The following is a 20,211-nucleotide window of genomic DNA, read 5'->3' as shown; positions in this document are numbered from 1 at the left end:
AAATGTGTGGTTATGGCTTACAATGTTTCTCAAAAGCTGCAAGATAATCTTGATGCTATCCGAATAGCGTTGGATTATCAGAATGGTCACCCGCTTACTGCGGAGGATGTCGCCAGCCTGAAAAAATACGCAGGGTTTGGCGGCATCAAGGCCGTTTTATATCCCTACGGCATACCAGAGGAATGGCAGGCTAATGGGGCTACCAAAGAAGACCTGAAGCACCACCAGGGTATAACACAATTACATGAGCTGCTCAAGAAAAACTATAGTGATGCAGCCTATAAAGAAATCATTGCTTCATTACGGCACAGTGTTCTGACCGCTTTCTATACACCAAAGGTCGTGCCCCAAACACTATATGGTGTACTTGAAGCACAAGGCATACAGCCTAAAAGGTTATACGAGCCTTCTGCCGGTTCCGGCATATTTATCAGCGAAGCTGTTACGGCCTTTTCTGAACTGGAACAGATCACCGCTGTCGAAAAAGACAGGCTTACGGGATTGGTGCTTTCTGCCGTTAACAGCACGCTCCTTGTAAAAACAGCTACCCATATCACGGGGTTTGAAGAAGCGCCGGTTAGAGATAATGGCAGTTATGACCTCGTAGTAAGCAATATTCCCTTCGGAAACTTCTCTGTATATGACGAAGCATTCCCAGACAAGGAAATATATGGCAAAATACACAATTACTTTTTTGCTAAAGGTTTGGATAAACTGGCCGAAGGTGGTCTGATGGCATTCATTACAACGGATGCCTTTTTGAACAGCCCTTCTAACCATGCAGCAAGGGAATACCTGTTTGAGCGGGCAAACTTCGTGGGTCTGGCTGTAATGCCGGACAACCTGATGAAAGATACAGGTAATACAGAAGCGCCAAATCACCTGTTAATCGTTCAAAAAAATACAGCAAAGGAAAAGATAAGCTGGGAAGAAGATTGGCTGAATGAAGTACGTGAAAGGGAGAATGAGTATGGCCGTTTTCCTTACAACTACTTCATCTCTACGCACGATCATGATGTTGTTATGGGCAATGTGCGTAAGCCCGGAAAAAATCAATACGGCAGGGCTTCAGAAGTAGTATGGCAGGAAGGTGATATTAACCAGATACGAGACGCCCTTTATGCCAGCCTTACACATCAATTCCAAAATCGCTTCAATGCAAAACTATTCCAAAAGGCGCAAACACTGGCCTTGCCGGTTATAGAAAACGAAGGCAAAAAGCTGACTTACCTGCCGATGCCGGAAAGTAAGGCAGAAGCCCCATCAGTACAATTGGGGCTATTTGATACTGCACCGGCAGAACAGATCAATCGGGCGATGGCCTATATCAACCCGCTCGATGAAACCATTGTACAAAAAACAACGGCCCGTATTGTTGGTACAATCCGTACAACTGATAAGCCGAGCCACGAAAATGTGGTATTGCTTACAGCAAAACAGCACAAAAGCAACCGCTTTTTATATAAGCTCTATTCCAATCTCAAGGAAGTAAATCAACTGTCAATAAACTGGATGGATGCCCGCTTATTGGGGCATGAACTCACAGGTATTTCAAATTACCTTAAACAGTTTGATCACAGTTTCAAATATGAAGGCGATCAGACATTAGAAGGCTTTTTCCACTTTGAGCAAAAAACGCCGCTTCCTTTTATTGGCCTGAAATCTTATTACCAGGAAGGGACATTGGTGGTGCACATGGGCAGCGTCGGAACTATAGGTAGCCCCGATCCTGAATATAAACAGGCAGTTTTTCAGCCCCTCGGTCTTCAGGGGAATGTTCGCTTCTATGAAAGTTACACTGCATTACGCGACGCTTATCTCGAATTATCCGGCAAGGAAGTATCAGGGGAAGCCATTACCGATGTTGACAGAGACAAGCTTAACACTACTTATGAAAAGTTTATTGCCGAATACGGGCTTTTAAATGGTTCTGATAATCGCAGGCGCATTCTTGAAGATACCGCCTTTGGTGTTATTACGCTTTCTTCTCTCGAACGAAGGGATGGCGAAAGGTTTGTAAAAGCCGACATTCTTACTCATGCTATTCATCACGTAAAAGAACGGTTCATCACCGATGATCCCATTGAAGCTCTGGCACACAGTCTTAATGATACAGGGAAAGTAGATGTAGGATTTATCAGCGCCGCAATGGGGCTGGAAGAAAATGAGGTGATCGGTCGCCTGGGCAACCATGTGTACCTAAATCCTGCCAGCAATGAATGGGAAACTGCCGATCAATATTTAAGCGGTAATGTGGTGGAAAAACTAAGACAGGCAGAACATCTGTCCGATGAGTTTCCCGACAATCCGCAATATAAACGAAGCGCTGATGCCATATTGAAGGTGCAGCCGGAGCGTATTCCGTTTGAACTACTGGATTTCAATTTAGGTGAACGCTGGATACCCACTTCTTACTACCAGCGTTTCGCAACTGCCCTGTTTGAGCAGGATGCTACCATTAACTACTTCGCTTCATTGGATGCTTTCAAGGTAAGCACCGGAATGAACATCAAGGTTTCCAGGGAGTTTGCCGTTACACCTAAAAGCGGCCGTACCACTTATGGCTACACGCTGATGGAACATGCGCTGGAGAACACCACTCCTTTCTTTACCTATGAAGTAAAGGGGCCGAACAACACAACCATCAGACTGCCGGATAGTGAAGCCATACAGTTGGCTCACCAAAAGATTGAGCAGATACGAAGCGGTTTTATCAGCTGGCTGAACGAATTGCCCGATACAGAAAAAAAGCACTTAGAGAACCTATACAACGATACATTCAACTGCTACGTATTACGGGAGTTCGATGGCACTCACCTGAATTTTCCCGGACTTGATAAAAAGGCTTTGGGTATTGAAGACCTATACAGCAGTCAGAAAAATGCTGCATGGCGTATTATACAAAACCGTGGCGCATTGGTTGATCATGAAGTGGGTTTGGGCAAAACGTTTACGATGATTGTTTCCGCTCAGGAAATGAAACGTCTGGGCATCGTACACAAGCCGATGATCGTTGCGCTGAAAGCCAATGTTAACCAGATTGCTGAAACTTATAAGAAAGCCTATCCAAAGGCCCGCATACTGTTTCCGGGACAAAACGATTTTACGCCAGCACAACGGTTACGCCTCTTTCATGAAATAAAGAACAACAATTGGGATTGCATCATTCTCACTCATGATCAGTTCGGGAAAATACCGCAGTCACCGGAAATACAAAAAGAAATATTCCAGACAGAGCTAAACAATGTAGAACGCGATCTGGAAACAGTCAAAGATCTTGGTGGCGACATCTCTAAGAAAATGCTTAAAGGCTTAGAGATACGCAAAAACAATCTTGAAGGCAAGCTGAAGGGAGTGCTTAAAGATATAGAAGAAAAGAAAGATGCAGGTATCAATTTCAGGGATATGGGCATTGATCACCTCTTTGTGGATGAATCCCATAAGTATAAAAACCTCACGTTTACAACCCGTCACAACCGGGTTGCAGGCTTAGGCAATATGGAAGGTAGCCAGAAGGCGCTTAACATGCTGTTTGCAGTCCGGGAATTGCAGAGCCGTTTTAACAGCGACCTGTGCGTAACCTTCCTTTCTGGCACACCCATATCAAACAGCCTTACCGAAATGTATCTGCTGTTCAAATACCTGCGCCCGAAAGAAATGGAACGTCAGCATATTGAAAATTTTGATGGCTGGGCAGCCGTATTCGCACGTAAGACAACAGACTTTGAATTTTCAGTCACTAATGAAATCATAGCCAAAGAACGCTTCCGGCATTTCATAAAAGTCCCCGAGCTGGCTTTATTCTACAACGAAATTACCGACTACAAAACGGCAAAGCATATCAACCTTGATAAGCCGAATTTGAATGAAACGCTGGTGAATATAAAACCAACACCTGAACAGGTTGAGTTCATCAAAAACCTAATGCAGTTCGCTAAAACCGGTAACGGTGAACTGATTGGACGTGGCAGGCTAACGCCTGAAGAAGATAAGGGCCGGATGCTGATTGCCACCAACTATGCAAAAAAGATGGCCGCAGACATGCGACTGATCAGCGAATGGAAGTATAGCGATCACCCGGATAACAAAGTAAACGTCAGTGCCCGCAAGATTGCAGAAATCTATCAGGAAAGTATGCAGCATAAGGGTACGCAGATAGTGTTCTCCGACATTGGCACGCCTAAACCAAACGAGTTCAATATTTACGATGCACTTAAAGAAAAACTGGTAACGGACTTTGGCATTCCTGAACGTGAGATCACATTCATACACGACTGGACAGATACTAAAAAGCCTGAGCTGTTCCGAAAAATGAACCGGGGTGAAATACGCATTTTATTAGGCAGTACCGAAAAGGCCGGCACGGGGTTGAACGTTCAGCAACGTGTGGTGGCTATGCACCATCTGGATATTCCCTGGAAACCTTCAGAGCTGGAGCAACGCAATGGCCGGGGCGCACGCCAGGGCAATTTGATCGCTAAAGAGCATTATGAAAACAAAGTTCGGAACTATGTATATGCCGTAGAGCAGTCGCTTGATAATTACAAATTCAATCTCCTGAAAAATAAACAGACGTTCATTTCGCAGATGAAAAATTGTGAGCTGAATGTCCGCACTATTGATGAAGGCGCCATTGATGAAAAGAGCGGGATGAATTTCTCCGAATACATTGCTATTCTTTCGGGTGATACATCGCTGTTAGAAAAATCAAAGCTGGAAAAGAAAATAGCTGTAATGGAGAGCCTGAAAGTGTCTCATTTCAGGGAAGTGTCCCGTAACAAATATCAGTTGGAAACCTTGCAAAACGAGCAGGCTTCCACAGTCAAAACATTGGACAAGCTGCGGGCAGATGAAACGGCGTATAAAAACGCACTTCAAATTGATAAAGACGGCGTGAAAGCCAATCTTATCAAACTGGACAACATCAGTTCAGCAGATAGCGAAGCTATCGGCAAACATATTATTAAACTGTTTCAGGACTGGAAACCAACTGCAGCGGGCGAGCATACTACCCAGGTAGGCACATTGTACGGCTTTAACCTGTATATCCGTAGGCAACAACAAGCCTACGAAGAAAATGGCGTTTTTGAATACCGCTACTCCAATAGCTTCTATGCGCAAAGGGGTCATGAAGGCATTAAGTACACCTATAACAATGGCCTTCCCAATACGGACAATCCCAAGCTGGCCGCAAGACACTTCCTTAATGCCATTGACCGGGTGGAGAGCCTGAAAGATAAATACGAACATACATTGTCGGATCTGGCTACGGCCATACCGAAAATGGAACAGCTTACTGTGAAGCCTTTTTTGCAGGAGGTTGAATTAGTACAAATGAAAAACGAACTGGCTAACCTGGAGAGACAAATAGCCATTAAAATACAGGAAAACCAATTGAAACAGCAGCAGGTAACAGAACACCAACCAGACGAAGTGGCTGAAGTACCTGTCATTCAACTTAACGAAAAACTCAATGGACAAATTGCTCCGAAGGAGGTAATACTTCCCACACAACAAATGGCAGAACGTTCCCGAAGCAGAATAAGAATATAAACCAATTAAAGGAAATGATTATGGCAAATAGTGTATATCAGATCAACAAAGGAATTAATCAGAGCATAGAGTTCAAGGGTTTGAAGGCGCAGTATATCTGGTATCTGGGCGGTGGTGTCGTGGCCCTGCTTATCGTTTTTGCGGTAATGTATATCATCGGACTGCCTACCTATTTGTGCATAGGTATTATCGTGGCCGCAGGAGCATTCCTTGTAATGAAGATCTACGGCATGAGCAATAAGTATGGAGAATATGGCTTGATGAAGGCTCTCGCCCGTAAGCAGGTCCCGAGAGTTATCAAATCGCGAAGCAGGAAAATTTTTATAGGAACTAAACTAAAACAATCATGAAAAGAGAATTACCGGTATATAGAATTGAAGGAACCGACTTTGTGATTGACGTAGCTAACCTACAGCTCAGCGAAAAGGCAAACCCGGAGAATGTAATACCTCTGTCAGACATGCGGGATGTAGGCGATGGATATGTATTTGACTACAGCCCTAAAGAAAAGAATATACCGATGCTGTTCAGCGATGATACGGATGTAAGAACAGTTAAAATACCGGAGCTGGTACAGCTCGACCCTGTTGGAATGGCAGAAAAATATGGCTGTTCCATTCATGAAATGCAGGACAAAACGGATTTCTCATTAATGGTAGATCAGCAGGCTCTTGGCAGAAGGCTGATGGGACAACTGCCGACGGTAGATATTGCCGGTCATACCTTCTATGTTGATATCCGCATGGATATGCTTCGCCCTAAAGACGATTTTCTTTCCAACGGTATTGTGTTCAATCAGATTGATCACTTCTATGATGATGACCGTAAAGTTTACACCATTCCTTACAACCCGAAGAAACATGAATTTCAGGATCTGGATTATGATAACATCACGTCAGTTCCTAAAGACCTTATAGTTATTTCGTTTCCTCACGAAAGCGTATTAGACCCCATAGGATACAATCGCAAAGGTGGCTGGGATGAAACCTACGGATTGAAGGAAACCCATTTAAAGTCTCATTTCGAGGCAAAGGTGGTGGATTGGAAGGAAACCGGCATCGAAGCAACTATACAAGAGAATATCAACAAACAGCGTAAGCAACAAAATCAGATCAAGCAAACAGGCAAAGAACAAAAAAGCGGAAAACAGCAACGCAGAGGGCCGAAGCTATAACATAGCACTGCCAGAGTGCAGTAAGTAATAACAGGTAAAATAAAGTGAGATGGAAAAAGTGTTGGATAATATATTACCGATCATGGATGTAGAACATGACTGCATCCTGAGCAAGCAAGGCGACGTGACTGTCGTTTTCAAGGCAGACCTGCCCGAAATATTTACCCTTTCCGATCAGGAATATGAAGCCTTTCACCAGGCATGGATAAAAGCGATTAAGCTGCTTCCAAAATTTAGCGTGTTCCACAAACAGGATTGGTTTCTTGAAAGCGGTCATAAACCCGACTTCTCAAAAGAAGATACCAGCTTTCTCAGCCGGGCCAGCGAACGGTTTTTTAATGAATGTCCTTTTCTCGCTCACACCTGCTATATCATGCTTACCAAAAAACCGGAAGGACGGAAAACAGCCAGTTCCATGTTTTCAAGCCTCTTGCGCAAATCCATAGTGCCGGAAGAAACATTGAAGCCGCAGATGCTACAAGACTTTCTTGACAGCACCGGGCAATTCAAGCGGATCATGGAGGACAGCGGGTTTGTGAAACTGACCAGATTAAGGGAAAAGGAACTGCGCAGTCATAGCCGTAAAATGGGATTGGTAGAACAGTATTGTTACCTGTCTGAGCGAAATAATAGCTTCCTGATGGGCGATATCGTTTTTGACGAAGCGATGCGTGTGGGGGATAAATATTGCCAGCTATATACACTGGGCGATGCAGTGGATCTTCCGGCGTTATGCGGCAGCCGTATCAACTACGATAAATACAGTACAGACAAAACGAAGTTCAGTGTCGGGTTTGCTTCTACGTTAGGTCAGCTCTTACCCTGCAATCACATATACAATCAATACATCTTTATTGAAGATGCGCAGAAAACTATCCAAAAGCTGGAGAGTAAAAGACTAAGGCTGCAATCCCTTTCCGCATACAGCAGGGAGAATTTAATTGCAAGGGACGCTACCAACGATTTTCTGAACGAAGCGATCAGCCAGCAACGGTTGCCGGTCAAAGCGCATTTCAATGTGCTTGTATGGACAGACAACAAAGAGGAACTGAAAGACCTGAAGAATATGGTATCCTCTGCGCTGGCGCAGATGGATGCAGTAGCCAAACAGGAAACCATTGGCGCTCCGCAGATATTTTGGGCAGGCATTCCTGGGAATGCCGCAGACTTCCCGATGAATGATACGTTTGATACGTTCGCAGAACAAGGAACCTGCTTCCTAAATCTTGAAACTGGCTACCGATCTTCTTTAAGCCCGGTAGGTATTCGCATGGGCGACCGGCTTACAGGAAAACCCGTTCATGTGGACATCAGCGATGAACCTATGAAAATGGGCATCTGCACAAACAGGAACAAGTTCATACTTGGGCCTTCCGGTAGCGGAAAATCATTCTTTACCAACCACATGGTACGCAGCTATTATGAGCAGGGTACGCATATCGTGCTGGTAGATGTGGGACATAGCTATAAAGGACTTTGCGACATGGTGAAGGGTTATTACTTCACTTACAGCGAAGACAATCCCATCCGCTTCAACCCATTTTATATAAGTGACGGCGACAGCCTTGATACCGAAAAGAAAGAAAGTATTAAGACACTGCTGCTGGCGCTGTGGAAGAAAGACGATGAAGCATTCAAGCGGAGTGAATACGTTGCTCTATCAAATGCCATTGGTGGCTATTACAGTTATCTCGAAAAGAATACGGATGTATTTCCCTGCTTCAACAGTTTTTATGCTTTTCTGCGGGATGAGTACACGCAAGTGCTGGAAGATGACAAGGTAAAAGAAAAGGATTTTGACATAGACAACTTCCTCTATGTGCTGCGTCCTTATTACGAAGGTGGTGAATTTGATTACCTGCTTAACGCTACCGAAAACCTGAATTTGTTGCAGGAAAGGTTTATCGTGTTTGAACTGGACAACATTAAGGATCACCCTATCCTGTTTCCTGTTGTAACCATTATTATCATGGAAGTCTTCATCAACAAAATGCGGAAGATGAAAGGCATCCGCAAAATGATACTGATAGAGGAAGCCTGGAAAGCCTTAATGAAAGAGGGCTTTGCAGAATACATCAAATACCTGTTCAAAACAGTCCGCAAATTTTTCGGTGAAGCAATCGTGGTTACGCAAGAAGTGGAAGACATCATTTCCTCTCCGGTGGTAAAGCAAGCCATCATCAATAACAGCGATTGCAAGATCCTGCTCGACCAAAGTAAGTACCAGAACAAATTTGATCAGATACAGGAATTATTGGGACTGACAGAAAAAGAAAAAGCATTGGTGCTCTCGGTCAATAAGTCCAACGATCCCGCTAAAAAATATAAGGAGGTATTTATCAGCCTGGGCGGTATGATGAGTAAAGTGTACCGGACGGAAGTAAGCCTTGAAGAATATCTCGCTTACACTACCGAACAAACGGAGAAGGTAAAGCTGATGGAATACGCTGCAAAGTTTGACGGAGACATACGCAAAGGAATTGCGGCAATGGCAGAAGATATAAGGAATAAAAGTTAAAAAACATCCGATGAAACTGAAGAAACTAATACGGGATCTGTGCTGCGCAATTAAAGTAATCGTGCATTTCGGCAGGGAGCATCACGCCACCATTTCTATGATGCCAGGCATCTACGGAAAACAACCGCTGCACAGTGATATGATCGCAGGAGTGGATACGATGCTAAGCATAACACCCTTTGGCAGCTTATTCAAAGTCACCCGTACCGACTATATCAGCAACATACCTGAAAATGAGGAAACATGGCTTGCCACCTACGGATGGCATTCTAACGGGCATCTGATTGAAATAGGTGGAGATCGCTACTGCATTTTCGATACAGGTTCTAAATCACTGTATCTGGAAAATCTGACGGAACAAGGAAAGACAACAATAGAATTATTTACTAAAAATATTTAGGTAATGAAAAAATATGTAAGAATGATGCTTGTGGCTTTTTGCATTTCCTTCACGGTTCTTCCGGTTCAGCAGGCAAATGCAACACCGATAGCCATACTGGAGATCATCAAGGCGGCGGTGAAAAAAGTGATAAAAGCCGTTGACTTAAAAATTCAGCGTTTACAGAATAAAACAATCTGGTTGCAGAATGCTCAGAAGACACTGGAAAACACGTTATCTAAGTTGAAACTGGATGAGATTTCCGACTGGACGGAAAAGCAAAAAGAACAGTACCGCAAATATTACGAAGAACTGGCGCAGGTAAAAGCAATTATCTCCTATTACCAGCGCATCCGGGATATTACCAAAAAGCAATTGCGCCTCGTGGACGAATACAACAGATCCTGGTCACTCATCCGGCAGGACAGCCGTTTTACCGCAAAGGAAGTGCTGTATATGGAAAAGGTGTATTCGGGCATTCTCGATGAGAGCCTGAAGAATATTGACCAGATCAATCTCATTATTAAATCCTTTACGACAAAGATGAGTGACGCCAAAAGGCTGGAGTTGATCAACAATGCAGCCGATCAGGTAGATGCCAACTACTCTGATTTGGTACAGTTCAACAGGGAGAACACCTTATTGAGCCTTCAGCGTGCAAAAACGGAAACTGAGGTGAAGGCAGTTAAAAAGCTATATGGACTTCCTTAAACCAACACGTATGAAAAAGATAACCTTATTTCTATTACTGTTCGTGTCGGCAGGGAGCACTCTGCAAGCACAAACTTTTGCAGAATGGTTCCAGCAAAAAAAGACACAGAAGAAATACCTGCTTCAGCAAATAGCGGCACTTCAGGTATATATCGGGTATGCAAAAAAAGGATACAATATCGCCAAAGAGGGCCTAACAACTATTGGAGGTTTCACCAGAGGCGAATTTAACCTGCATACCGATTATTTCAACTCACTAAAATCTGTCAACCCAGAGATCAAGCGGTATGCAAAGGTGGCGGATATAATAGCATTGCAGATCAAAATTGTAAAAAACTACAACCAGACATACCGGAGACTTAACAGCAGCGATGCCTTTTCAAATGATGAATTGGCATACATCAGCAGGGTCTTCAACAGGTTGCTTGACGATTGTGCGAAAACACTGGATGAACTGATAACTATTACGACCGATGGAAAAATGGAAATGAAAGATGATGAGCGCATGGGGAGGATTGATCTGCTATACATGGATATGCAGGACAAGTTCACATTCTCGCAGAGCTTCTCTAATGATGCAACATCGCTTGCAACGTCAAGAATAAAGGAGAAAACAGATATACAAACCAGCCGTGTACTGCATGGCACTAAAAACGAATAACGATGAAAAAGCTAATTATAATTATATCGCTGTCTTTTGTGGGTCTGTTTCCTGCTTTCCGTGCATCAGCACAAGCTGATGAAATAGCACAGCTACTGCTTAATGTAGAGAAACTGGCTCAATTCAAGCAGATCCTGAGCGACATGAAGAAAGGCTACCAGATTTTGGAAGGTGGCTACAATACCATAAAGAATATTTCCGAAGGAAACTTCAGCTTGCACAAGGCTTTTCTTGACGGTTTAATGGGTGTAAGTCCTACTGTGCGTAGTTACAGACGTGTAGCAGATATCACCAACTACCAGATCACCTTAGTAAAGGAATACCGTAACGCGTATGATCGGTTCAGGAGGGATAATAATTTCAATCCCGATGAGCTGGCGTATTTGGGCCGGGTTTATGACAATTTGTTTAAGGAGAGCCTGCGTAACCTGGATGAACTGCTCACGGTCATCACGGCAGGTAAAGCCCGCATGAGTGATGATGAGCGGCTGCAAGCCATTGACAGGATCTATGCTGATATGCAGGATAAGCTAATGTTTCTACGACACTTCAATAACAATACTACAATACTGGCAGTGCAACGGGCGAAGGAGCGAAATGATGCACAGACCATTCGTAAAATCTATGGGTTAAACAATTAAAAAAACAGATATGGCAAAGTGTGGAAAGGCCGCCTGGCTGGCGGTGATGGGATTGATACTGCCTTTTATAAGCCGTGCACAGGGAATAGCCGATGAAATGAATGGTCTGCATGGTGTTCTGGAGCAACTGTACGATGAGATGATGCCCCTGTGTGACCAGTTGATCGGTGTAGGTCAGGGTTTGGCAGGCTTTGCCGCAATGTGGTACATCGCATCGCGGGTTTGGGGACATTTATCAAGAGCGGAGCCTATTGACTTTTATCCGCTGTTTCGTCCGTTTGTTATAGGCTTTTGTGTAATGATATTTCCCTCGGTCTTAGGATTGATAAACGGCGTGATGAAACCTACGGTAACAGCAACTGCTGCTATGGTAGAAAATTCCGATAAAGCCATTGCTGTGCTATTGCAAAAAAAGGAAGAAGCCATTAAGAAAACCGATGTATGGCAAATGTATGTAGGAGAAAGCGGTAACGGCGACAGGGATAAATGGTATAAATACACTCACGATAATGAAGACCCCGCAGACGAAGGTCTTTTTGAGGGCATTGGCAATGACATCAAATTCGCTATGTCCAAAGCCTCTTACAATTTTCGCAACTCGGTAAAAGAGTGGATGAGCGAAGTGCTAAGAGTACTGTTTGAAGCGGCATCTCTTTGTATTGATACGTTGCGGACGTTCCAGTTAGTCGTACTGGCTATCCTGGGGCCATTGGTGTTTGGAATTGCAGTATTTGACGGCTTTCAACATACGCTTACGGTGTGGATAGCCCGCTATATCAATATCTTTTTATGGTTGCCCGTGGCAAACATCTTCGGAAGCATTATCGGCAAGATACAGGAGAAGATGCTGGAACTGGATATATCGCAAGTACAGGATTATGGCGATACGTTCTTCAGTAGAACAGATGTGGCTTACCTGGTCTTTATGATCATTGGTATCGTCGGATATTTTACAGTTCCCTCCGTAGCTAATTATATCGTTCACGCCGGTGGGGGTGGCGCATTAAGCCACAAGGTCACAAGCATTTTCGGCAGTTCTTCCAGAACGGTGGTGAATACAGCATCAGCCGGTGCAGGCATGGCCGTGGACGCAATGGGCAGCGCGGCAAACCGTATGACGCAAAGCATGGCAAGTAGCGGTACTTCCAATCCTTATTTCGGTGAAGGCGGTAGTGGCAAATCTGGCTATATGGATGACAAGCTAAAAGGCAATTCATAATAATTCAAAGGAGGAAATATGTTCAAGAAAATGAAAAATATTGATACGGCATTCAGGCACATCAGAAGTTTTACCCTGGTAGTTATCATCGGCTGTGTGCTGATCTGCTGTTTTGCATTGTACAAAAGTTTCAGCCTTGTATCCCAGATGCAAAGCAAAATATACATTCTTGCAAATGGCAAGGCACTGGAAGCCTACGCATCGGAACGGAAAGACAACATACCTGTAGAAGCAAGAGATCATGTGAAGACATTTCATAAACTGTTCTTTACGCTTGACCCTGACGATAAAGCTATTACTGCTAATATCACCAAAGCACTATACCTGGCTGACGGAAGCGCCAAACGTGCCTACGATGATCTAAAGGAGAACGGATACTATGCTGCAATTATATCAGGAAACGTCAATCAAACCATTGTCGTGGATAGCGTGGCAATAGATATAAATGAATACCCATACAGGTTCCGTTGCTACGCTACACAAAGTATTATACGCCCTACAAGCATAACAACCAGAAGTCTGGTTACAGAAGGTGGTTTGAGAAATGTTTCACGGAGTGACAATAATCCGCATGGCTTCCTTATCGAGCGATGGAGTACGATTGATAACAGGGATTTAAAAACAGTAAGCAGGCGACAATAAAAATCAAGATCATGAAACTATTTCCAAAAAGAAAAAAGGACGATGCTGAGCTAAAGCTCAATGCGCTTTCCAAAGGAGTAAAAGCGGGCTGTCAGCGAATACAGGGTGGCTGGGCAAGTTGGATGATGAGGCGAACAGAGAATTTCTCACGGCGTACATGGTTTGTACTACTTATTCTTTTCGTCCTGTGTACTGGCACGTACAGCATTTATTTGGGAGTAAATGCTTTTACCAGCAAAAATAGCAATTCAATAACCATAACACCCATCAAAAAGCCGAAGCACGTAACCGAAACGGGAGAAGCAAATGTTGAACCAGCGGAAGTGTCTGAGGCTGAGTACAGCCGCATCAAAAGGTTTAGGGTGTATATGGACAGCCTGGCACGAAGTCCTGCGGGGAAAACTCTTTATGAAAGCATAATTCACAATCGTCCGGGACTAATGGACAGTGTGCGGTTTATTGAAAATTATTATCAACAATTAAAGCAGAAATAAAAATGGAAAAGCAAGTAAAAACTCCGAAGGAGATCAGGCAGCGCAGGTTCTTATTGGTATTGCCACTTCTCGCACTGCCTTTTATGACCATGATTTTTTGGGCACTTGGCGGTGGTAAAGTTGAAAAGGTAGAAGCTCAGGCATCCGTAAAGAAGGGATTTAATATTAACCTGCCGGACGCCAATCTCAAAGACGACAAGCCAATGGACAAAATGAGCTATTACAATCAGGCCCAACTGGATTCTATCAAATTTCAGGAGATGGTAAAAAATGATCCTAATTACCGAAATATTGGATTGACAAATACCGATGAATACCTGCCGAATGATGAAGATACCTTTCAACAGCCTACCAGTCCTAAAGGTTTGAATACATCCCTTCAGGGAAGCCGGGGATACAATGACCCCCATACTGATAAGATCTACCGCAAGCTGGCAGAACTGGATCGGGAGATGAATAAGCCGCTACCTCCATCATTAGAGAATGACGAGTATGGTTCATACCAACCCACTTCATCAAGAAACCGCAATACTACCACGGTAAATTCTTCTGATGTGGAAAGGCTGGAACAAATGATGAACATGATGAATCAGTCGAATGGCGAAGATCCTGAGTTGCAGCAATTGAATGGTATGCTTGATAAGATATTAGACGTACAAAATCCCGAAAGAGTACAGGAGCGATTAAGACAAACTTCTGAAGCAAACAGAGGACAAGTGTTTGCGGTATCATCAAAAAAGAAAGATAATAGCATCACGCTGCTTGATACGGAGCATATATCCGGTAACACAACCAACGGCTTCTATTCACTTACTGGCGCAACAGCTATCGAAGATTCGCAGAATGCCATACAAGCTGTTATTCACGAAACACAAACTGTCGTAGATGGCTCAACTGTCAAGTTGAGACTGGTAAATGATGTTTTCATAAATGGCGTTCGCATTCCGAAAGACAATTTTGTTTTTGGAATAGCCTCGCTGCGTGGTGAAAGATTAAGTATCAAGATTAACAGTGTACGCTTTGGCAATTCCTTATTCCCGGTTGAATTATCCGTATATGACATGGATGGTCTGGACGGCATTTATATTCCCGGAGCAATTACAAGGGATGTTGCAAAGCAGTCGGCAGACCGCTCTATGCAAACAATCGGACTAACCAGTCTTGATCCGTCGTGGGGCGCACAGGCAGCAAGTGCAGGCATTGAAGCAGCAAAAACGCTGTTCAGCCGAAAAGTAAAGCTAATCAAGGTAACTGTAAAGGCAGGGTATCAGGTGCTTCTGCGTGACGAAAAGCAAAAACAATCCAACTAAATATTTCAATAACTTAAAAATTCCAGAAGATGAAAAAGTTCAGTGCAGTAATGGTAATAGGAATTTTCCTGCTATTTACAATTCTCAAGGCTCAGGCCCAAACAAACACAGCCTGGCAAACCAAAGCAATCGAAACATATCATGTAACAGTTGCTTTCTCCAAAACCACCAACATCATCTTTCCTTATGCTATCGTCAGTGTAGATATTGGAAGCAGAGATGTACTGGCACAAAAAGCGAAAGGTGTAGAAAATATTTTGCAGATAAAGGCTGCAAAGGACAGTTTTCCGCAAACAAATATCAGCATCATTACAGCTGACGGCAAGCTCACATCTTTTCTTGTTGATTATGACAAGCAACCGTCAGTGCTCAACCTGGCTCTCACAGGCGTAGGCAGGCAAAATACAATCTCCATTCCTTCAGAGAACATTAATCAGGAACAAATGGAGCATTTTGCTACGATGGCTGCTGAATCAAAAGCGAAAACAAGAGGCATAAAGGATAAAACCTTCGGCATTCGCTTTAAGCTAAACGGAGTATTTATCCATGAGGATATAATGTTGTTACGTTTCAATATTTCCAATCAAACCAATATCAATTATGATATTGATCAATTGAGGCTTTATATCCGTGACCAGAAGAAATCCAAAAGGACAGCAACACAGGAGATCGAAATATTGCCTGTACTCGTGCAGGATAATACCAGCAAGGTAGCAGGTCAGTCGGATAATACAATTGTGTTTGTTGTGCCCAAGTTTACCATTCCTGATAAAAAATATCTCGCTGTGCAATTAATGGAGAAGAATGGCGGTCGGCATTTGGAGCTGCATGTGAAGAATAAGAAGATTGTAAAGGCAGTTCCGATTGACTAACAATCAAAGTCGTTGTGAGATGGAAAAGGTGAGTAGGAAATACGACATCATTTACGCAGACCCTCCCTGGGAATACAGGGTATGGAGCAAAAAGGGTTCAGGGCGGTCGGCTGAAGCGCATTATTCGACACAATCGTTAGGCTATCTCGCCTGCATGGATATTGCGTCTTTATGCAACCCTGATTGTGTGCTGCTTATGTGGGCTACATTTCCGTGCTTGCTTGAAGCATTCGCATTAGGAAAGGCTTGGGGGTTTATTTACAAAACGGTTGCTTTTGTATGGGTTAAGCGGAACCAGCATAATCAAAACCTTTCAACCGGTATGGGCTATTACACTCGGGCGAATGCCGAGGTGGTATTGCTTTTTACAAAAGGCAGAGCCTTGCCACGGACAAGCAAAAACGTTTCGCAAGTTTTGATCAGCCCTAAAGGAAAGCACTCGCAAAAGCCACCTGAAATACGCAACCGAATTGAACGGCTATTTGGTGATCGCTCACGTCTTGAACTATTTGCGAGAAGTCGAGAGGGATTTTTTCAGGACGTTGAATATGAAGGCTGGGATGTATTCGGTAATGAAGCCAATCATTCCATTCCCATAAATCTCAATCAGCATCTATTTCCTCTAAAAATTTGAACTATGAAAATTAGGAAAGACGATTATAAGGAAGTCCTTGAATACCTAACAAATAAACGTTGGGAAGGTGAAGAATTTGTATCGTTTCTCAATGATGGTTTACCTGCCAGTAAAGAAGAACTATACACATTCTCTACGGAATATGATGTCAGGGAGTTCTGTTACGAAATGTCAACCGACATAGACTTTTACAGCTTCTTGTCAATACGGTCGGCGTACAGGGCAATGCAGGAAGCTGCGGAAGATAGTAAGCTAATGATTGAAAGGGATGGCATCATTGACGTTTCTCTTATGGTTGCTGTTCGAGATGAAAGATTAGAAAGAGAACAATTAAATAACAATCAAAATTCAGAAGTCATGAATCAGAAAAATTTTGAATACCTGCGTGACCAAGTAAAGTACACGGGGTTTGGTGAAGGGTTGGAAAATGACCTGAAGCAAAAAATTCAGGAAGGGAACCCGGAATTTAAGTTAGCCTACGAAACCAAGTACGGCAACGATACAGTAAACGCAACATTGAATTTCAGCCAATCCAAGCAAAGCGATATGTACTTCTTTAATTCCTATCAGGTGAATGTACAAAAGGAGAATACTGCTGAAACAATGGATCAAACCTTCTACATCAATAAAGGCAACAACATTACCCTGAAAGAAGCCTATAACCTGATGGAAGGCAGGTCGGTCAACAAAGATCTCACCAACAAGGAAGGACAAGTGTACAATGCCTGGGTACAGATGGACTTTAAACAAAGTGACAATAACGGAAATTTCAAGCTGAAGCATTACCATCAGAACTATGGCTATGATCTGGAGGCTGTCTTGTCTAAGCATCCTATCAGGGAACTGAGTAATGAAGAATACAAGGCTAACCTGATGGATTCTCTCAAAAAGGGCAATCTGCAATCTGCAACGTTTCAGATCAACGGTGCAGACCATAAGCAATACATCGAAGCAAACCCTCAATTCAAGACAATCAACATTTATGATAGCAGTATGCAAAGGGTGGATAACCGGCAATCAAAAAAAGAACAACAATCTGAAGGTGAAGGCCAGTCAGTTAAACAGGATGGTAAAAAGGAAAAGCAGACACCTGCTGAAGATGATGGCCCTGAGATGCCGAAGGCATCTAACAAAAGGAAGAAAAGGCAAAGCATTAGCTAAAGATTAAACAGACCAGCTTATCATAATTAGCCGTGATGTTGGATGTGTGAAAGGGAAACTATTTATAACAAAAAAGCAAAGTCAAATGAAAAGTCAAATAATAGTGCTGTTAGTATTCATCATCGGTATTTCAGCATGTAAAAAGGATAATAATGCGACAGTAACCGAAGAAGAAAATAAAGCGATGCTTCTGCGATCAGGTTCAGGCGCAATTATGCCAGATAATCCCAACAACGCCTATGACAGCATAGGTTATTGGCATAACGAGATCGTTGCGTATGTGCAGGAATACAAACAACCTAACAATGCGCCGGATGTGGAAGCATCAACACAACGTGTCCTCCGATTTTGCAGGGAGAACCAACGTCCTGAACCACCTGCATCCCTGTTTATTACAGTGGAGCAGACAGTACGGCAAAGCAATGAAAGCATTGAAAAGCTTATTGCGAATTGTCCTTATGAGGAACCAGTAAAAGCTACCCTGGATTCGCTGGTGCAATTGATAAAGCGACTGTCAGATAACGATAGTCCTTATCCGGTCATTAAATCCGCTATTATAGATTATGAGCGCAGGATAATGCAGAATGATCTGCTTACTCCTGAAGGCCGCGGCATTGCACTTAAAACCGCATCGGTGGCACGTTACTCCATTTACTATTGGATAAACACGCTCCCTCCTCCGGTTCCAGTGGCAGCTTTTAAGTTTAAGAACATTGTGAAATGGATTGCTGCGGTAACAAGTGATATAGGCGGTGCTATTGTGAGCGGCAGTGTGGAATACGCTGCCGATTGCAGCACGTATGCATATGATCTGGTGACATACAGTATGCCTTAATTGTGTATCCTTTAAAAGTTGGGTTATGAATAACAGCCTTGTGAACAGAGTGGAAGCGGAATTAAATCAATGGCGGTCAAGGGAAGAACGGTTTAGCAAACTGTTCTCCTTTAACCTTTCCTCGAACAGAGCATTGCTAAAAGAAAAGCTGGATTACTATGACCGTATAGCGGCAAAGTACAAAGGCACGCAGGATCTGGACGAACGGTTTGCGCTTAGGATGTTGCGGCAGGAACGCAGCCGCATTGAGAAGCAGCTTTACCCTAACCTGCTAATAAGGCTGTTACGCCGGTTATTGGTATCACCCCTAAAGGAACAAATTGTGATTAGGCAGGATAACAGGAAGACAGAACAAAACAGCCAGGCACTGTACCAACAGGTGCAGCGCACTGGCTTTCCTGACCTTTCAGCCAAAATTAATGAACAGATCAGGCAGGGACAGCAGCAGTTTTCCATCCCGGTTTCTTATTACCTGAACGATAAAGAAAGATTAGATCATCAGCTATCATTTATAAAAGACCAATCGGGGCAATACCATTTTGAAGGGTATAAAACGGCCTTGTATAATGAAGCAAAACCGGATGAAAAACGCCAGCAATACTTTAGTATGCGACACGAGCATGATCTCAATACTACGGAAGCCTATAATTTATTGTCTGGCCGGTGTATTCAGAGCGGCGGAACCTGGTTACAGCTTGACCTTAACGATAAGGACCAGCACGGCAACTTTCGTATAAAGCAGTTCCATTCCGATTACGGATATGATCTTGACAAGGTACTACAGCAGCTTCCTTTAAAGGAGTTAATGAATACAGCCGAAACGGGAAAGCTGAAGGAGGCATTAAAGAATGGCGAAAAGATTTCTGTGAGTTTTGTAAAGGATGGCAATGAACAACGCTTTTATATTGAAGCAAATCCACAGTTTAAATCAGTCAATATCTATGACGAGCATTCCAGAAAGATAACGCTTCATACGGCATTAGGCAATAAGACGATGGATGCCATGAAAGTAACCCACAAGGTGAATGAACAGCAACAACATTCTAAAAAGAACGGCATCAAAGTAGGTTGAAAAGACATGGGCAATGGACAGGTTATGTTACTTATCGGATTTTTTTGAAGCCATAGGAACTGATCCGCGCATCAGCATTACCCATATTGGAGTATATGCAGCCCTGTTACAATACCGATTGCAAAAAGGCTTCACTAATCCGATACAGGTTTTCAGCCACGAGATTATGAGCATTGCGAAATTATCATCGGCTATAACCTACCATAAATGTGTAAAAGAGTTGAGCAATTATGGTTATATCAGGTATGAGCCTTCATTTAACCGTACAAAAGGCAGCAAGATTTACTTTACTGAAAGAAGCGATTGATCTTTAAAGTGTAATGTAACAGAAGCCC

The 20,211-nt window shown here is 43.3% G+C and carries 18 protein-coding genes; all 18 read left to right on the top strand.

Going from position 1 to position 20,211, the window contains the following annotated elements:
• Positions 1–12 precede the first annotated feature (12 nt).
• Positions 13–5,553, top strand: a complete 5,541-nt coding sequence (locus BCY91_RS10785) for a helicase-related protein (protein WP_120181968.1) — start codon at positions 13–15, stop codon at positions 5,551–5,553.
• A 20-nt stretch (positions 5,554–5,573) separates the two neighbouring features.
• Entirely contained in the window at positions 5,574–5,903 is a 330-nt protein-coding gene (locus BCY91_RS10780) for a DUF4133 domain-containing protein (protein WP_120182255.1), read from the top strand.
• Entirely contained in the window at positions 5,900–6,727 is an 828-nt protein-coding gene (locus tag BCY91_RS10775; RefSeq protein WP_120181967.1) for a hypothetical protein, read from the top strand. Before BCY91_RS10780 ends, BCY91_RS10775 begins: the two co-directional genes overlap by 4 nt.
• 49 nt (positions 6,728–6,776) lie before the next feature.
• The gene (locus BCY91_RS10770) at positions 6,777–9,245 is read left to right on the top strand and encodes a TraG family conjugative transposon ATPase (RefSeq protein ID WP_120181966.1); all 2,469 of its coding nucleotides are present in this window, start codon (positions 6,777–6,779) and stop codon (positions 9,243–9,245) included.
• Positions 9,246–9,255: 10 nt separating this feature from the next.
• Positions 9,256–9,645, top strand: a complete 390-nt coding sequence (locus BCY91_RS10765) for a hypothetical protein (protein WP_147387936.1) — start codon at positions 9,256–9,258, stop codon at positions 9,643–9,645.
• 3 nt (positions 9,646–9,648) lie between these two features.
• Positions 9,649–10,335 carry a conjugal transfer protein TraI gene (locus BCY91_RS10760; RefSeq protein WP_120181964.1) on the top strand — a complete coding sequence of 229 codons (687 nt, stop codon included), beginning with the start codon at positions 9,649–9,651 and terminating at the stop codon, positions 10,333–10,335.
• A 10-nt stretch (positions 10,336–10,345) separates the two neighbouring features.
• A complete protein-coding gene (locus BCY91_RS10755) occupies positions 10,346–10,996 on the top strand; it encodes a hypothetical protein (RefSeq protein ID WP_120182254.1) in 651 nt (216 codons plus the stop codon).
• A 2-nt stretch (positions 10,997–10,998) separates the two neighbouring features.
• Positions 10,999–11,637, top strand: a complete 639-nt coding sequence (locus BCY91_RS10750; RefSeq protein ID WP_120181963.1) for a TerB family tellurite resistance protein — start codon at positions 10,999–11,001, stop codon at positions 11,635–11,637.
• 10 nt (positions 11,638–11,647) lie between these two features.
• Positions 11,648–12,856, top strand: coding sequence for a conjugative transposon protein TraJ (traJ, locus tag BCY91_RS10745; RefSeq protein ID WP_120181962.1), 1,209 nt, complete (start codon positions 11,648–11,650; stop codon positions 12,854–12,856).
• An 18-nt stretch (positions 12,857–12,874) separates the two neighbouring features.
• Entirely contained in the window at positions 12,875–13,498 is a 624-nt protein-coding gene (traK, locus tag BCY91_RS10740; RefSeq protein ID WP_120181961.1) for a conjugative transposon protein TraK, read from the top strand.
• An 11-nt stretch (positions 13,499–13,509) separates the two neighbouring features.
• Positions 13,510–13,992: a hypothetical protein gene (locus tag BCY91_RS10735; RefSeq protein WP_120181960.1), complete on the top strand. Its 483-nt coding sequence runs from the start codon at positions 13,510–13,512 to the stop codon at positions 13,990–13,992.
• Positions 13,993–13,994: 2 nt separating this feature from the next.
• Positions 13,995–15,302, top strand: coding sequence for a conjugative transposon protein TraM (gene traM / locus BCY91_RS10730; RefSeq protein WP_120181959.1), 1,308 nt, complete (start codon positions 13,995–13,997; stop codon positions 15,300–15,302).
• 29 nt (positions 15,303–15,331) lie between these two features.
• Positions 15,332–16,174 carry a conjugative transposon protein TraN gene (gene traN, locus BCY91_RS10725; RefSeq protein ID WP_120181958.1) on the top strand — a complete coding sequence of 281 codons (843 nt, stop codon included), beginning with the start codon at positions 15,332–15,334 and terminating at the stop codon, positions 16,172–16,174.
• Between the two features lie 19 nt (positions 16,175–16,193).
• Entirely contained in the window at positions 16,194–16,808 is a 615-nt protein-coding gene (locus tag BCY91_RS10720; RefSeq protein WP_120181957.1) for an MT-A70 family methyltransferase, read from the top strand.
• A 3-nt stretch (positions 16,809–16,811) separates the two neighbouring features.
• A complete protein-coding gene (locus BCY91_RS10715; RefSeq protein ID WP_245989081.1) occupies positions 16,812–17,969 on the top strand; it encodes a hypothetical protein in 1,158 nt (385 codons plus the stop codon).
• Between the two features lie 85 nt (positions 17,970–18,054).
• Complete coding sequence (locus BCY91_RS10710; RefSeq protein WP_120181956.1) at positions 18,055–18,804, top strand: hypothetical protein; 750 nt, start codon at positions 18,055–18,057, stop codon at positions 18,802–18,804.
• A gap of 25 nt (positions 18,805–18,829) precedes the next feature.
• Positions 18,830–19,876 (top strand): hypothetical protein, encoded by a 1,047-nt coding sequence (locus BCY91_RS10705; protein ID WP_120181955.1) that lies wholly within the window; start codon positions 18,830–18,832, stop codon positions 19,874–19,876.
• Between the two features lie 13 nt (positions 19,877–19,889).
• Positions 19,890–20,183 (top strand): hypothetical protein, encoded by a 294-nt coding sequence (locus BCY91_RS10700; RefSeq protein ID WP_120181954.1) that lies wholly within the window; start codon positions 19,890–19,892, stop codon positions 20,181–20,183.
• Positions 20,184–20,211: the final 28 nt, after the last annotated feature.

It is taken from the genome of Pelobium manganitolerans, from assembly GCF_003609575.1.
Classification (GTDB): domain Bacteria; phylum Bacteroidota; class Bacteroidia; order Sphingobacteriales; family Sphingobacteriaceae; genus Pseudopedobacter; species Pseudopedobacter manganitolerans.
The sequence above is the reverse complement of the archived record's forward strand: the minus strand, read 5'-3'. Positions and strand labels throughout refer to the sequence as shown.

Bases quoted from the DNA above. Each gene is read 5' to 3' on its own strand.
- BCY91_RS10785 (WP_120181968.1), top strand. From the start codon at position 13: ATGGCTTACAATGTTTCTCAAAAGCTGCAAGATAATCTTGATGCTATC.
- BCY91_RS10760 (WP_120181964.1), top strand. From the start codon at position 9,649: ATGAAAAAATATGTAAGAATGATGCTTGTGGCTTTTTGCATTTCCTTC.
- BCY91_RS10765 (WP_147387936.1), top strand. From the start codon at position 9,256: ATGAAACTGAAGAAACTAATACGGGATCTGTGCTGCGCAATTAAAGTA.
- BCY91_RS10710 (WP_120181956.1), top strand. From the start codon at position 18,055: ATGAAAAGTCAAATAATAGTGCTGTTAGTATTCATCATCGGTATTTCA.
- BCY91_RS10755 (WP_120182254.1), top strand. From the start codon at position 10,346: ATGAAAAAGATAACCTTATTTCTATTACTGTTCGTGTCGGCAGGGAGC.
- BCY91_RS10705 (WP_120181955.1), top strand. From the start codon at position 18,830: ATGAATAACAGCCTTGTGAACAGAGTGGAAGCGGAATTAAATCAATGG.
- BCY91_RS10775 (WP_120181967.1), top strand. From the start codon at position 5,900: ATGAAAAGAGAATTACCGGTATATAGAATTGAAGGAACCGACTTTGTG.
- traK (WP_120181961.1), top strand. From the start codon at position 12,875: ATGTTCAAGAAAATGAAAAATATTGATACGGCATTCAGGCACATCAGA.
- BCY91_RS10700 (WP_120181954.1), top strand. From the start codon at position 19,890: ATGGACAGGTTATGTTACTTATCGGATTTTTTTGAAGCCATAGGAACT.
- traM (WP_120181959.1), top strand. From the start codon at position 13,995: ATGGAAAAGCAAGTAAAAACTCCGAAGGAGATCAGGCAGCGCAGGTTC.
- BCY91_RS10735 (WP_120181960.1), top strand. From the start codon at position 13,510: ATGAAACTATTTCCAAAAAGAAAAAAGGACGATGCTGAGCTAAAGCTC.
- BCY91_RS10770 (WP_120181966.1), top strand. From the start codon at position 6,777: ATGGAAAAAGTGTTGGATAATATATTACCGATCATGGATGTAGAACAT.
- BCY91_RS10750 (WP_120181963.1), top strand. From the start codon at position 10,999: ATGAAAAAGCTAATTATAATTATATCGCTGTCTTTTGTGGGTCTGTTT.
- BCY91_RS10715 (WP_245989081.1), top strand. From the start codon at position 16,812: ATGAAAATTAGGAAAGACGATTATAAGGAAGTCCTTGAATACCTAACA.
- BCY91_RS10720 (WP_120181957.1), top strand. From the start codon at position 16,194: ATGGAAAAGGTGAGTAGGAAATACGACATCATTTACGCAGACCCTCCC.
- traJ (WP_120181962.1), top strand. From the start codon at position 11,648: ATGGCAAAGTGTGGAAAGGCCGCCTGGCTGGCGGTGATGGGATTGATA.
- traN (WP_120181958.1), top strand. From the start codon at position 15,332: ATGAAAAAGTTCAGTGCAGTAATGGTAATAGGAATTTTCCTGCTATTT.
- BCY91_RS10780 (WP_120182255.1), top strand. From the start codon at position 5,574: ATGGCAAATAGTGTATATCAGATCAACAAAGGAATTAATCAGAGCATA.